The organism is uncultured Campylobacter sp. (assembly GCF_937997465.1).
In the GTDB taxonomy this organism is placed as follows: domain Bacteria; phylum Campylobacterota; class Campylobacteria; order Campylobacterales; family Campylobacteraceae; genus Campylobacter_A.
The window spans coordinates 1-14,166 of record NZ_CALKTQ010000032.1 but is presented as its reverse complement, the minus strand read 5'-3'; the positions used below and the strand labels follow the sequence as shown (position 1 = coordinate 14,166).

Below are 14,166 nucleotides of genomic sequence, written 5' to 3'. Positions count from 1 at the left end.
AGGTTGTGGCCTTCGCCGCCGATATAGCTGATCACTTCAAATCCGCTTGTAAGCCTAACTTTGGCAACTTTTCTCAAAGCCGAGTTTGGTTTTTTAGGAGTCGTAGTATAGACCCTGGTGCAAACTCCTCTTCTTTGAGGACACTCTTTTAGCGCTGGAGATTTTGACTTAAAAGTCACTTTCTTACGCTCTTTTCTGACCAATTGATTAATGGTTGGCACAGTAATTCCTTTCGACTAAATTTATTAAAAAGACTTGATTTTATTTAAATTTGGCTTAATATAAGGTAAATTTCATCTTTAACACTGAATTTTATCGCGCCAATCTTTTCTAATCGCGTGTTTTCCGCTTCCGTTAAAGATGATGCAGAGCGACAAGGCGATGTAAAGATATAAAATTTCAGCTTTAAAGCCGCCGACATTTGTAAGCTCAAGTAAATTTCCAAGTCTGTGGTGGGCGCATATTATCGTTAGACTCGTGCCGATAACGAGCTGCTCCAATCCTTGAAAATATCCCTAAAATTATCATTATCGGCGCAACAACCTCGCCTATATAGGAGCCGTAAGCCACAATCTCAGGCAAGCCGGCTTTTTGTTAAAATACTTTTTACGCCGCCTATGCCGTGTAAAATTTTCGCAAAGCCGTGCATAAAAAGCCAGGCACCAAGCCCTAGTCTCGCAAACAAAATTCCCAAATCGAAATTTTTCTTTTTTACTCCAAATTTTCAAATTTAAAGGATTGATTTTATCCGGCTAGCTTTAAAACGAGGCAAATTTAAGCCCCGCCGAATTTGGCGAGGCTTGTGGGGTTAAATTTAGTTTTGTTTTAGCTTGATCTTTTGATCTTGATAAAGACCCGTTCCGACAGGGATCATGCGTCCTAGAATGACGTTTTCTTTTAGATCCTCGAGGTGGTCGATCTTAGCTGCGATCGAAGCCTCGGTCAGAACCTTGGTCGTCTCTTGGAACGATGCGGCCGAGATCACGCTATCGCTTCCGATAGCAGCGCGCGTAACGCCTAGCAAGATAGGCTCGGCGATCGCAGGATTGCCGCCCATTCGCATTATGCGCTCGTTTTCTTCCTTAAATCTAGTTCGAGAGATCATATCGCCGGTGATAAAATTCGTATCGCCGCTATCGACGATCTTAACCTGACGAAGCATCTGGGAAACGATGATCTCAATGTGCTTATCGGCGATCGCAACGCCTTGAGAGCGGTAAACTTGCTGAATTTCGCTGATCAAATAATAATGTAGCGCCTTCTCGCCCAAAATTCTCAAGACGTCGTGGCTTGATATTAGTCCGTCGGTTAGCTTCTCGCCAGCGTGGATAAATTCGCCGTCGCGAACCTGAATTTGACGAGTTTTGTCTATCAAGTACTCGGCAGTCGCGCCGTCGTCGGCCTCGATTACGATGTGCTCTTTAGAGCGAAGCGGTTTTTCAAATCTTACGGTGCCGTCGATTTCAGCGATGATAGCCGTATTTTTCGGACGTCTAGCCTCAAATAGCTCAGATACGCGTGGCAAACCGCCAGTGATGTCTTTTGACTTCGCAACAGCTTTAGGCGTCTTAGCCAGGATGTCGGCTTGCTTCACTACTTCGTCGTTGGCTACGAATATCGCAGTTTTTGGCTCTAGCTGATAGCGGATCATTTTGCCCTCATCGGTGCTGATCACGATCGTAGGCTTGATACCAGAAGGCAAGTACTCGTTGATAACCAAACGGCTCTGGCCGGTCGCCTCGTCGTACTGCTCGGCAGCGCTATAGCCTGGCTCGATGTCCTCGTACGTAACCCTACCTGCAGCCTCGGCAATGATCGGCGTAGAGTACGGATCCCACTCGGCTATGACAGTTTTCTCTTGGCTTTCAGGCTCCGAGATGACCGCTTTGCTATCCACGATATCGCTATCGTTTGCTTTGATGATAGAGTTTCGCGGGATATAGTAGCGAACCGCCTCTCTATCGTCCTCATCGGCAACCACGACAAATAGTCCCTTTTCTATTACGACGTGGCCTTTTTTGATATTTCTTAAGCGCTCTAAATAATCGCCCTTCAAGATATAAAATTTAAGCACGCCGTTTGCGCCGGCAAGGATTTTCTTAGCGATCGGCTCGCCGTCCTCTACCTTTATCTCACTCGCAAACGGGATACGCTTAGGTACGTTCCAGCCCTCTTTGATAACCTCTGCGATACTTTCATTCTCTTTAACCGTGTCGCCGTCGACATAAGGGATATAAATTTTACCCTCGACCTTACCGCTAACGCCGGCTAACTCGTTAGGTTTAGCCAGATCGCCTCTTCTTAGCGTATATTTAACTTCTTCTTTTTTACCTTTTACGATTATGTTTACGTCTTCGTGGGCAACCTCGATCTCGATCTTTCCGTCAAACGGAGCTTTGATCTTAGGCTCTACGAGCAAGACAGCCGAGTTTCTGCGATTTGCCACGATTCTCTTACCGCCGTTTTCGTAAACGTTTAGATTGTAGTATCTTATAAAGCCCTCTTTTTGTGCTACGACTTGATAGTCTTGCTGCTCTGTAGATGCCGTACCGCCGATGTGGAAAGTTCTTAGCGTTAGCTGAGTACCAGGTTCGCCGATAGATTGAGCCGAGATGATACCGACTGCTTCACCCGGTTTTACTAGCTTACCTTCGCCCAAATTCACGCCGTAGCACTTCGCGCAGACGCCTTTTGCCGCTTTGCAAGTTATCGGCGTTCTGATACTGACTGATTTTATACCCGCTTCGGTTATCGCTTTTGCTTTTTCTTCGTCTATCAGAGTACCTTCGCTAAACAACACTTCATTTGCTATCGGATCGATAACGTCGTCGGCTAGTACGCGGCCTAAAATTCTCTCCTCCAAGCTCTCTATAAGCTCGCCGTTGTCGGTGATCTCGGTAATTTCGACACCTTCGTGAGTGCCGCAGTCGTGCATAGTAACTTTCACGTTTTGCGCGACGTCGATTAGTTTTCTGGTTAGGTATCCAGCGTTCGCCGTTTTTAACGCGGTATCTGCTAGACCCTTTCTGGCACCGTGGGTTGAGTTAAAGTACTCAAGGACGTTTAGACCCTCGCGGAAGTTTGATATGATCGGTGTCTCGATGATCGATCCGTCGGGCTTCGCCATAAGACCACGCATACCGGCTAACTGGCGAATTTGCGCCGCAGAACCTCTCGCGCCGCTATCGGCCATCATATAAATCGAGTTAAATCCGCCCTTATCTCCCTGGATGAGCTTCATCATCTCGCCTGCGACGATGTTATTTGTATCCGTCCAGATGTCGATGATTTTATTGTATCTCTCGGAGTCCGTTAGCAAGCCCGCGCCGTATTGATTTTGTATCTCGCGGACTTTTTTCTTGGCTTCATTGATATATTTTTGTTTGCTGTCAGGCACGATGATGTCAGCAATAGAGATCGAGATGCCAGCTTTTGTCGCATAGCGGAAGCCCAAATTTTTGAGCTTATCCAAAAATCCCGCCGTTACCTCAAGACCGCCGTTTTTATAAACGTAATCAACCAAATTTGCGATATCTTTTTTCTTCATGACCCTGTTCCACATATTTTCAGGAACAAAATCAGGCAGAATCGAGCGGATGATCAAGCGACCCGCAGTCGTAAATAGCGTCTTGCCGTCGATCATTGTTTTGATTTTCGAGTGCACTTCTAGGCAGTGCGCTTCCTCGGCGATCATTACTTCATCTACAGATGCGAAAATTTTGTTCGCTCCCTTGCTATCGGTCTTCTCTAGGCTTAGATAGTAAATTCCCAAAACCATATCCTGGCTAGGAACAGTGATAGCCTTACCGCTTGCAGGAAGCAAGATGTTCATCGAGCTAAGCATCAAAATTTTGCACTCTGCTATAGCCTCCTGAGATAACGGCACGTGAACAGCCATCTGGTCGCCGTCGAAGTCAGCGTTAAACGCGGCACAAACTAACGGATGTAGCTGGATAGCCTTGCCCTCGACAAGCACAGGGTGAAACGCCTGGATAGATAGTTTGTGAAGCGTCGGAGCACGGTTTAGCATAACCGGGTGATCCTTAACGACCTCCTCTAGGCACTCCCAAACCTCATTTGTCTTATCCTCGATCATTTTTTTGGCTTGTTTTACAGTCGTAGCGTAGCCCTTCTCCTCGAGGCGAGCTAGCAAATGCGGCTTAAACAGCTCAAGCGCCATTCTTTTCGGTAGTCCGCACTGATCCATGCGTAGTTTTGGTCCTACTACGATAACTGAACGACCGGAAAAATCAACGCGCTTACCGAGCAAATTTTGACGGAAGCGACCTTGCTTGCCTTTAATAATTTCAGAAAGCGATTTTAGCGGGCGTTTGTTTGCGCCTTTTACGGCGTTCGCCCGTCGCCCGTTGTCAAATAGCGCATCGACGGACTCTTGAAGCATACGCTTTTCGTTTCTGATGATGATTTCAGGCGCGTCAAGCTCCATAAGGCGTTTTAAGCGCGCATTTCTATTGATAACACGGCGATACAGGTCATTTACATCAGAAACCGCAAATTTACCGCCGTCAAGGCTAACGAGCGGACGAAGATCCGGCGGAAGGACCGGTAAATTCGTAATCATCATCCATTCTGGGCGATTACCTGAATTTAAAAAGCTCTCGACGACTTTTAGTCTTTTTACTATGGTTTTTTTCTTAGCTTCCGAATTTGTCGCGCTGATCTCGTCTTTTAGAGTGTTTAAAAGCTCGACCAGATCGATATTTGCTAGCAAATCACGGATCACTTCGCCGCCCATTCTAGCCCTAAATCCGCTCTCTTCAAAACGAGAAGCCAAAGAAACGTATTGCTCTTCGTTTAAAACGTCAAAAACTTCTACTTTTTTGCTATTTTCGGTATCGTAAAACGCGTCGCCTACGCTCTCGACGATATACGCCTCGTAGTAAAGTACGCGCTCAAGGTCTTTCATCTTTATACCGAGCAACGTTCCTATGCGGCTCGGGAGCGAATTTACATACCAAATATGCGCAACCGGAGTCACGAGCTCGATGTGTCCCATTCTAGAACGGCGCACCTTTGAGCTAGTTACCTCGACGCCGCATTTTTCGCACTTGATGCCTTTATAACGCATTTTTTTATACTTACCGCAAAGGCACTCGTAGTCGCGGATCGGACCGAAAATTTTAGCGCAAAATAAACCGTCGCGCTCAGGTTTTAGCGTGCGGTAGTTTATGGTTTCGGGTTTTTTGACCTCGCCATGGCTCCATGACTTTATCCTCTCAGGACTCGCCAAACGAAGCTGAAACGCCTCAAAATCGCGCGGTCTGCGTTCTTCTTTTATCTCAATAGGTTTTAACTCACTCATTATTTTCATCCTCATCGTATATCTCGACATCAAGCGCCAATGATTTTAGCTCGTTTGTTAGAACGAAAAATGTCTCAGGAATGCCAGTTTCAGGCACGTTTTCGCCTCTAGTTAGGGCTTTATATGCAGACAAACGTCCCTCGACGTCGTCTGATTTGACGGTTAGCATCTCGCGAAGCGTATGGGCCGCGCCGTACGCCTCAAGCGCCCAAACCTCCATCTCTCCGAATCTTTGTCCGCCAAATAGCGCCTTACCGCCGACTGGCTGCTGAGTAACTAGGCTGTACGGTCCCGTGCTTCTAGCGTGGACTTTTTCGTCGACTAGGTGATGAAGCTTTAGCATATACATACATCCGACGTTTACGCGCTCCTTAATCTTTGAGCCCGTGCGTCCGTCGTAAAGCTCGGTCTTCCCGTCCATATCGATCTTAGCTAGCTCGAACAGTTTCATCAGCTCATCGACTCTAACGCCCTCAAATATAGGCGTGGCAAATTTGACGCCGTTAGCCCAGTCTCTAGCGTAGTCTAAAAGCTGCTCGTCGCTCATTTTGCCTAGAGTTTTTTTAGCATCCATAAATTTAGACGCCGAAGCTATCTCGATCATTTTGGCTCGTAGCTCTTTTATCCACTCGCCTTTTTTCTCTTGGAAAATTTGATTTATCTGCTCGCCCAAACGGTAGCCGACAAGACCCAAGTGGCTTTCTAAAATTTGACCGATATTCATACGGCTAGGAACGCCTAGCGGATTTAACACGATATCGACCGGCTGACCGCTCGGAAGATACGGCATATCGACTTCTGGGACGATGTTTGAAACGATACCTTTGTTTCCGTGGCGACCAGCCATCTTATCGCCCACTTTTAGTTTGCGCTTGGTTGCGATGTAGACTTTGACGAGCTTAACTACGCCGCTTGGCAAGATGTCATCTTTTTCTAAAATTTCCATCTTCGCGTCATGCTCTTCTTTGAGCTTTTTCTTCTCGTTTTGGAAATGATTTTTTATGTCGTCGTATGATTTTTGAACGTCTTTTGAAAAGCCTTTAACGATCGCGCTTAGAGTAAAACGGTTGATGTTTTCAAACTCCTCCTTATCGATCTTCTCGCCTTTTTTATAGGTTTTTTTACCGATAGTTTGAGCAGAACTCAAAGGCGTTTTGCAAAGTAGAGCGCCCACTTTTAGCATCTCTTCGCGGTCTAGCATCAAGAGCCTATCATGGTGTTCTTTTTCAAAAGCCGCTTTTTCTTCTTCATAAACTTTATTTGAGCGATTATCTTTTTCGTGACCTTTTTTAGTAAAAATTTTAACGTCTACAACGACGCCTTCCATAGAAGCTGTCGCGTAAAGGGATTTATTTACCACGTGACCGGCTTTTTCGCCAAAAATCGCACGAAGTAAGCGCTCCTCGGGCGTTGGCTTAACCTCGCCTTTTGGAGAAACCTTTCCGACTAGGATCATGCCGGGTTTTACCTGTGTGCCGATTTTTATTATGCCGCTATCATCGAGATGGAGTAAATCTTCCTCTTTGATATTCGGGATATCCTTAGTGATCTCCTCAACGCCGTCTTTTAGCTCGCGGGCTTCGATCTCTTTTTCATAAATATGCACACTCGTAAACGCATCCTCTCGGATCATTTTTTCGCTGATTACGATCGCATCCTCGTAGTTATAGCCGTTCCACGGCATGAAAGCTATAAGCGCATTTTTACCGATAGCCAGCTCACCGCGCTCCATAGACGGACCGTCGGCGATGATCTGCCCAGCCGCTACGCTTTCGCCTTTTTTAACGATAGGGTGTTGGGAGAATGTCGTATTTTGGTTGGTTCTTAAATTTTTCTCCATAGAGTAGTGATCGATATATGGACCTGCCTCGTCTTCGCCAAGGATAAAGATATTTTTATTGTCCACCTTTTCGACTACTCCAGCGCGTCTAGCCTTGATCGCCTCCCATGCGTCGCGCGCTACAGTACTCTCCATGCCAGTTCCAACGATAGGAGCGGACGAGCGAAGTAGCGGCACTGCTTGGCGCTGCATGTTTGATCCCATGAGGGCACGGTTTGCGTCATCATGCTCCAAAAACGGAATAAGCGATGCCGCAACACCAGCTATCATACCAGAGCAAAGGTCGATAAGCTTAACATCCTCGCGTTTAGCCAGTATCATCTCGCCGTCTTGTCTAGCCTCGATCAAGTCCTCTACTATATAGCCGCTTTCATCAAGCGCAGTAGAGGCCGGAGCGATAACCAAATTTTCCTCTTGAGTTGCCGTTAGATAAACGATCTCGTCAGTTACTTTGCCGTCTACGACTTTTTTATACGGGGCTTCGACGAAGCCGAGATTATTTACCTTCGCGTAAGTAGAAAGCGTGTTGATAAGGCCGATGTTTTGACCTTCCGGGGTCTCTACCGGGCAAATTCTACCGTAGTGAGTCGGATGAACGTCGCGCACCTCAAAGCCGGCTCTATCTTTTACGAGACCGCCCTCGCCCAGCGCCGAAAGTCTGCGCTTATGCGTAACTTCGCTAAGCGGGTTAGTCTGATCCATAAACTGGCTCAACTGACCGCCGGTGAAAAATTCCATTATCGTCGTGGTTATCATTTTTGGATTAACCAAATCGTAAGGCATAATCTCCTCAGTATTACCCAGCGTCGTAAATTTATCCCTGATAGCCTTTTGCATTTTTACAAAGCCTAGGTGAAGCTCGTTTGCCAAAAGCTCGCCAATAGAGCGGATACGACGGTTACCGAGGTGATCGCGGTCGTCGATATGTCCTTGTCCGTTTTTGACCTTTATCAAATATTTTGCCGTTTTTATAATGTCTTCGTTGGTCAAAACCGTTACGTATTCAGGTACTTCAAGTGCCAGCTTGTGGTTCATTTTCATACGGCCAACACCCGTCAAATCATATCTTTCAGGATTAAAGAATAGATCATTTACGAAAGCGCGAGCAGCATCTTTAACGACCGGCTCGCCAGGACGCATAACTTTATAAATTCTTATCGCCGCAAGATCGTTTTCGTCATCAACATTTTCGGTTTGACGTAGTAGTTTGAGCGTCTCGTTATCGGCGATAAATGAATTTATGATAGCGTCGTCCACGCCTGCTGCTAGGTCGTTTGCTATCTCGATACTCTCTTGATCAGCCAAAATTTTAACCAATTTATTTTCATCAAGCTGTGCAAGAGTATCATAAAGCACCTCGCCGCTGTTTTTGTCAATAACCGGGTGAGCCAAAAACCTATTTACCAAAATTTCAGTCGGATATTCGACAAATTTGACGCCGTCAGCGATGATCTTATCAGCCTTTTTCTTGGTTAGTCTTTTACCAGCTTCGTGTAAAACGTTACCATCTTCATCTTTGATATCGTATTCGACCCTACCTTGATAATCATCTGGATTAAATGGCGTCAAAAATTTATTATCTTTTATTGTTAAAGTTTGTATAGGATAAAATAACTTGATAATATCTTGTTTTTTATACCCGAGCGCCCTAAATAGGATAGTTACCGGTACTTTTCTACGCTTATTGATACGAACATAAAGTACGTCTTTTGTGTCATACTCAAAATATAGCCAGCTACCACGGTCGGGAATAATTTGAGCCGTATAAATAAGTTTATTTACTACTGTCGGGCTTTCTTCTTCTTTAAATATAACGCCTGGACTTCTGTGTAGTTGATTTACTACCACGCGCTCGACGCCGTTAATAATAAATGAAATTCTATCCGTCATCAAAGGAATTTCGCGAACGAAAATTTCTTGCTCTTTTATATCTTTTATGCCAATCTTCTCGCCTGTTTTTTCATCTCTCTCGTGAACGATCAGCCTTATTTTCATTTTTAAATTTACAGAATAAGTAAGCCCGCGCTCCATACACTCTCTGATCGTATATTTTGGCTTTCCGATTTCAGAGCTTACGTATTCCAAGCTTAAGCGGTTTTGCGGATCATGTATAGGAAATATTGATTTAAAAACTTTTTCTATACCGCTTGCGCCTTGATTTTTATCTACGTTTAAAAACTGGTCAAAACTCTTTTTTTGTAATTGTAGTAGGTTAGGAACATCGATCTCTTTGGCAACATTTGAAAAATCAACCCTAAGACGATTTCCTGAGTATAAACTATTTAGCATATTCTACCTCATGGTATAAGTTTGAAAGAAAGTAAATAACCGCACGTCTGCGGCATCTTTGTAAAAATTAAATAAGGAGGCGTCGCCTCCTTTGTAAAAATAAGTGAAATTATTTAAGTTCGACTTTAGCGCCAGCTTCTTCAAGCTCTTTTTTAGCTGCTTCAGCCTCATCTTTGCTAACACCCTCTTTGATAACAGAAGGAGTTTGCTCAACTGCGTCTTTAGCCTCTTTAAGACCAAGACCTGTAAGAGCGCGAACAACTTTAATAACGTTGATTTTCTTATCGCCGCCGTCAACTAGAACAACATTAAATTCTGTTTTCTCTTCAGCTGCATCGGCTGCACCGCCTGCTACTGCGCCGCCTGCTACCATTACTGGAGCAGCACTTACGCCAAATTTCTCTTCAAATTCTTTTACTAGCTCACTTAGCTCTAATACTGAAAGATTAGAGATAAATTCTAATACGTCCTCTTTAGTAATTGCCATTTTTTATCCTTTTTATATTATGCTGATTTTTCTTTTTTTTCTTTAAGCGCATTTAGTCCAATAGTGAAATTTTGGATAGGCGCATTCCAAACTTGCAAAAGCATAGCAAGCAACTCATCACGGCTAGGCATCTTAGATAGAGCCTTGACCTTCTCGACGCTTGCAACTTCGCCATCGATATGAGCGGTTTTGATTTTGAATAGTTCGCTATTGGTCTCTTCAAATTTAGCCGCAACTTTAGTAGCTGAAAGCTGATCGCCCCAGATAAAGATATTTGTATCCTTCAAGACCATGCCAGACTTTTCAACGTTATTAAGAGCGATATTTGCAAGAGTATTTTTTACGATTTGAACTTTTACATTTAAAACTCTAGCCGCATCCCTTAATGCTTCAAGTTTTTTAGTACTAAGACCGCGATAATCACAAACTATGATCGCTTCATTTTCTTTAAATTCGGCTTCAAGTTTACTGATTATTTCAGATTTTTCATTTCTCGTCATCTAGTTTTTCTCCTTTCCGACTAGTGATTTCAAGCAGAGCGGCATGAAAGCGCGATTAAGCAAAAGCCTCTGCTATCTCCAATCTAAGATAAAAATTTATTAGCTAAATTAGCGTAGATCCATAAGCTCTTGAGTTTCAAGTAAAACAGAAGGGCTCATAGTTAATGATAAAGCGGCACTCTTAATATATCTACCTTTTGCTGCCGCTGGTTTTTGTCTATTTACCGCTTTGATAAGAGTTGAAATGTTCTCGTTTAATTGCTCTTTTGAAAAGCTAACTTTACCAAGGCCAGCGTGTATATTTCCTTGCTTATCTACGCGGAAATTAACTTGACCGCTTTTTGCGTTATTGACCGCTTGAGCTACATCCATAGTAACAGTGCCAGTTTTTGGGTTTGGCATAAGACCTTTTGGCCCTAAAATTCGTCCTACTTTACCAACTAGTCCCATTAAATTTGGAGTAGCGATAAGAACGTCGAAATTCATAATTCCTTTTTGAATATCCTCAACAAGCTCATCGCTACCGACTATATCAGCACCGGCGGCTTTTGCTTCATCAGCTTTCGCATCTTTTGCTATAACTGCTACACGAACGGTTTTGCCAGTTCCTGCAGGAAGCACTACCGAGCCTCTAACCATTTGATCAGCATGTCTTGGATCGACGTTGAGTTTTAGTGCTATTTCGACTGTTTCGTCAAATTTGGCGCTTTTTAGTAATTTTACAGTATCAATAGCATCTGCTAAAGAGTAAGTTTTAGTGGTATCAACTTTTTCAAGTAGCTTACCAAATCTTTTTGTAGTTTTTTTTGACATTAATTTCTCCGCATTTATAAATTTTATGCTTCCACATTGTCAAATTTAAAATACACGCGCTATAAATATTAACGCGTGTTTATAAACTTAACTTTAAAAATCCTTATGTGGTAAAAGGATTAATCTACTACCGTAATTCCTATTGAGCGAGCCGAACCAGCAATGATTTTAGCTGCTTGCTCTCTATCTTTAGTGTTTAAGTCGGCAATTTTTTTCTCTACTATTTCAAGTACCTGAGCTTTTGTAAGCTTAGCTACCTTATTTTTTAACGGATTATCCGAACCTTTTTCTATGCCTGCAGCTTTTTTAATCAAATCCGTAGCAGGCGGCTGTTTAGTGATAAATGTAAAGCTTCTATCAGCATAAACGGTAATAACAACTGGAACCCTAAAGCCAGCCATATCTTTTGTTCTTTCATTGAATGCTTTACAAAATTCCATAATATTAACGCCTTGCTGACCAAGAGCCGGGCCTACCGGAGGACTTGGATTTGCTTTTGCAGCAGCAATGTGTAATTTAATTTCGCCTATAACTTTTTTAGCCATAAACTTCTCCTTATACTATCTTCTCGACTTGTGAATATAAAATTTCAACTGGGGTGCTTCTGCCAAATATTGAAACATTTAGCCTTAGCTTTCCGTGTATCATATCGTACTCTTCTACTATACCAGTAAAATTCGCGAAAGGCCCTTCCGTAATACGAACATTTTCTCCGTTATCAAAGAAAATTTTTGGTTTAGGAGCAGCTCGCTTTTGGACTTTTTCTAAAATTAAATTTATATCTTTTTCGCTTAGTGGCGTAGGTTTTTTCGCCTCGCCTATAAATCTACCAACTTTAGGAAGAGACTGAATCTTGTGCCAAAGAGCCGTATCCAAATCAAGATATGCAAAAGCATATCCAGGATAAAGACTTCTTTCATTTATTTTTTTCTTGCCGTTTTTGATTTCTATTACATCTTCAGTAGGAACTATAATCTCTTTTAGTTGTTCTTCAATGTGATTATCTCTAACCAAATTTTCAATAGCTCTCTTTACGCTCATTTCGCTACCGGCGTAAGTTTGAATCGCATACCATTTATGTGCCATGATTCAACCTTAAATCAGCTTTGAAAGAGAGAAAGACATAATTGCATCAACAAGAGCTAAAAAAAGTGAAACAATAGCTACTACAGCAAAAACTGTTATAAAAGCATTTCTTATTTGCTCTTTGAGTGGAAAAATTACCTTTCCAATCTCAGCGCGCGAAAGCTTTATATAATTTATTATTTTTTCCATTTTTAACCTTCTGATGGCAGGGCAAGAGGGATTCGAACCCCCAACCATTGGATTTGGAATCCAGCGCTCTACCGTTGGAGCTATTGCCCTAAAAAGCCTTAGCTCTTTAACTTAACTTCTTTATGAACAGTATGTTTTTTTAGTCTTGGGCAATATTTTTTTAGTTCTAATTTTTCAGTCGTTGTCTTGCTATTTTTCACTGTGGTGTAATTTATATCACCTGATTCAGAACATTTAAGACCAACTTTTATTCTATTACCTTTTGCCATAAATTCCCTTCAAAAAAGCGGAGAACAATCTCCGCTAAAAATTATAAATTAGTTTATGCTAGAATCTTAGAAACAACGCCTGAACCAACAGTTCTACCACCTTCGCGGATCGCAAAGCGAGTTCCCTCTTCAAGAGCAACTGGCGCAATAAGCTCAACAGTTATCTTTAGGTTATCACCAGGCATAACCATCTCTGTTCCTTCTGGAAGAGTGATAGAACCTGTAACATCAGTCGTTCTTACATAGAACTGCGGTCTATAGTTGTTAAAGAATGGGGTATGGCGTCCACCTTCTTCTTTTGTTAAAATATAAACTTCGCCCTCAAATTTAGTGTGAGGAGTAATTGATTTAGGTTTGCAAAGAACCATACCGCGCTCAACATCTTCTTTTTTTGTGCCTCTTAGAAGAACACCTACATTGTCGCCTGCCTCGCCTTGATCCATCTCTTTTCTAAACATTTCGACGCCGGTAACAGTAGTAGTTTGAGTTGGTCTAATACCTACGATTTCGATGGTATCGCCGACTTTTACCACGCCTTTTTCAATTCTACCGGTAACAACTGTACCGCGACCAGAAATAGAGAAAACATCCTCGATAGGCATCAAGAAATCTTTATCTGTTGCGCGTACTGGAGTTGGAATATACTCATCAACTCTAGCCATAAGTTCAAGAACCTTTGCAGACCATTCGCCCTCTGTTCCAGCTTTAGCCTCGTTAAGAGCTTGTAGAGCCGAGCCTGCTACGATTGGAGTATCGTCACCAGGGAAGTCGTACTCGTTTAGAAGCTCGCGAATTTCCATCTCAACTAGCTCAAGGAGCTCCGCATCGTCAACCATATCAGCTTTGTTCATGAAAACAACGATATATGGAACGCCTACTTGGCGAGATAGCAGGATGTGCTCTCTGGTTTGAGGCATTGGGCCGTCAGCAGCAGAAACAACTAGGATAGCGCCGTCCATTTGAGCAGCACCGGTAATCATGTTTTTAACATAGTCGGCGTGGCCTGGGCAGTCAACGTGCGCATAGTGGCGATTTTCAGTCTCGTACTCAATGTGAGAAGTAGCGATGGTAATACCGCGCTCTTTTTCCTCTGGAGCGTTGTCGATATTATCATAGTCTTTTAGCTCAGCAAGACCTTTTCTTGAAAGAACAGCAGAAATTGCAGCTGTCAAAGTTGTTTTACCATGGTCAACGTGACCAATAGTACCAATGTTTACGTGTGGCTTGTTACGTGAAAATTTTTCTTTTGCCATCTCTTCCTCCGTAATGATATTTGCAATTCAAATTTATACTTAATTTTACTTCTCTAAAATCCGTGGAGCTCATAGCGGGACTTGAACCCGCGACCTCTTCCTTACCAAGGAAGTGCT

General features: G+C 43.1%; 11 protein-coding genes, 1 tRNA gene and 1 pseudogene. All 13 read right to left on the bottom strand.

From position 1 onward, the window contains the following. The coding region (rpsL, locus tag Q0546_RS00940) for a 30S ribosomal protein S12 (protein ID WP_298789680.1) at positions 1–221 on the bottom strand (221 nt) is incomplete at its 3' end. A 78-nt stretch (positions 222–299) separates the two neighbouring features. Continuing rightward, a pseudogene (locus tag Q0546_RS00935) lies at positions 300–649 on the bottom strand (DoxX family protein). A 165-nt stretch (positions 650–814) separates the two neighbouring features. After that, complete coding sequence (gene rpoC, locus Q0546_RS00930) at positions 815–5,323, bottom strand: DNA-directed RNA polymerase subunit beta' (RefSeq protein ID WP_298789678.1); 4,509 nt, start codon at positions 5,321–5,323, stop codon at positions 815–817. Further along, on the bottom strand, positions 5,316–9,452 hold the full coding sequence (gene rpoB / locus Q0546_RS00925; RefSeq protein ID WP_298789676.1) for a DNA-directed RNA polymerase subunit beta: 4,137 nt from the start codon (positions 9,450–9,452) through the stop codon (positions 5,316–5,318). Before rpoB ends, rpoC begins: the two co-directional genes overlap by 8 nt. Before the next feature lie 109 nt (positions 9,453–9,561). After that, a complete protein-coding gene (gene rplL / locus Q0546_RS00920) occupies positions 9,562–9,939 on the bottom strand; it encodes a 50S ribosomal protein L7/L12 (RefSeq protein WP_004322126.1) in 378 nt (125 codons plus the stop codon). A 17-nt stretch (positions 9,940–9,956) separates the two neighbouring features. After that, a complete protein-coding gene (rplJ, locus tag Q0546_RS00915; RefSeq protein WP_002947610.1) occupies positions 9,957–10,439 on the bottom strand; it encodes a 50S ribosomal protein L10 in 483 nt (160 codons plus the stop codon). Positions 10,440–10,547: 108 nt separating this feature from the next. Beyond that, positions 10,548–11,252, bottom strand: a complete 705-nt coding sequence (gene rplA / locus Q0546_RS00910; RefSeq protein WP_298789675.1) for a 50S ribosomal protein L1 — start codon at positions 11,250–11,252, stop codon at positions 10,548–10,550. A 119-nt stretch (positions 11,253–11,371) separates the two neighbouring features. Continuing rightward, complete coding sequence (gene rplK / locus Q0546_RS00905; protein ID WP_004322124.1) at positions 11,372–11,797, bottom strand: 50S ribosomal protein L11; 426 nt, start codon at positions 11,795–11,797, stop codon at positions 11,372–11,374. Positions 11,798–11,807: 10 nt separating this feature from the next. Then, positions 11,808–12,341, bottom strand: a complete 534-nt coding sequence (nusG, locus tag Q0546_RS00900) for a transcription termination/antitermination protein NusG (RefSeq protein WP_298789682.1) — start codon at positions 12,339–12,341, stop codon at positions 11,808–11,810. A 6-nt stretch (positions 12,342–12,347) separates the two neighbouring features. Then, positions 12,348–12,527, bottom strand: coding sequence for a preprotein translocase subunit SecE (gene secE, locus Q0546_RS00895; RefSeq protein WP_004322122.1), 180 nt, complete (start codon positions 12,525–12,527; stop codon positions 12,348–12,350). A 14-nt stretch (positions 12,528–12,541) separates the two neighbouring features. After that, positions 12,542–12,617 (bottom strand) — tRNA-Trp (locus tag Q0546_RS00890). Positions 12,618–12,625: 8 nt separating this feature from the next. Beyond that, positions 12,626–12,796 carry a 50S ribosomal protein L33 gene (gene rpmG / locus Q0546_RS00885; protein ID WP_004322121.1) on the bottom strand — a complete coding sequence of 57 codons (171 nt, stop codon included), beginning with the start codon at positions 12,794–12,796 and terminating at the stop codon, positions 12,626–12,628. Between the two features lie 53 nt (positions 12,797–12,849). Further along, positions 12,850–14,049, bottom strand: a complete 1,200-nt coding sequence (gene tuf / locus Q0546_RS00880) for an elongation factor Tu (RefSeq protein ID WP_122874317.1) — start codon at positions 14,047–14,049, stop codon at positions 12,850–12,852. Between the last annotated feature and the right edge of the window lie 117 nt (positions 14,050–14,166).

Coding starts and splice junctions, on each gene's coding strand:
- tuf (WP_122874317.1), bottom strand. CDS start 14,049: ATGGCAAAAGAAAAATTTTCACGTAACAAGCCACACGTAAACATTGGT.
- rpmG (WP_004322121.1), bottom strand. CDS start 12,796: ATGGCAAAAGGTAATAGAATAAAAGTTGGTCTTAAATGTTCTGAATCA.
- rplK (WP_004322124.1), bottom strand. CDS start 11,797: ATGGCTAAAAAAGTTATAGGCGAAATTAAATTACACATTGCTGCTGCA.
- rpoB (WP_298789676.1), bottom strand. CDS start 9,452: ATGCTAAATAGTTTATACTCAGGAAATCGTCTTAGGGTTGATTTTTCA.
- secE (WP_004322122.1), bottom strand. CDS start 12,527: ATGGAAAAAATAATAAATTATATAAAGCTTTCGCGCGCTGAGATTGGA.
- rplJ (WP_002947610.1), bottom strand. CDS start 10,439: ATGACGAGAAATGAAAAATCTGAAATAATCAGTAAACTTGAAGCCGAA.
- rplA (WP_298789675.1), bottom strand. CDS start 11,252: ATGTCAAAAAAAACTACAAAAAGATTTGGTAAGCTACTTGAAAAAGTT.
- rplL (WP_004322126.1), bottom strand. CDS start 9,939: ATGGCAATTACTAAAGAGGACGTATTAGAATTTATCTCTAATCTTTCA.
- rpoC (WP_298789678.1), bottom strand. CDS start 5,323: ATGAGTGAGTTAAAACCTATTGAGATAAAAGAAGAACGCAGACCGCGC.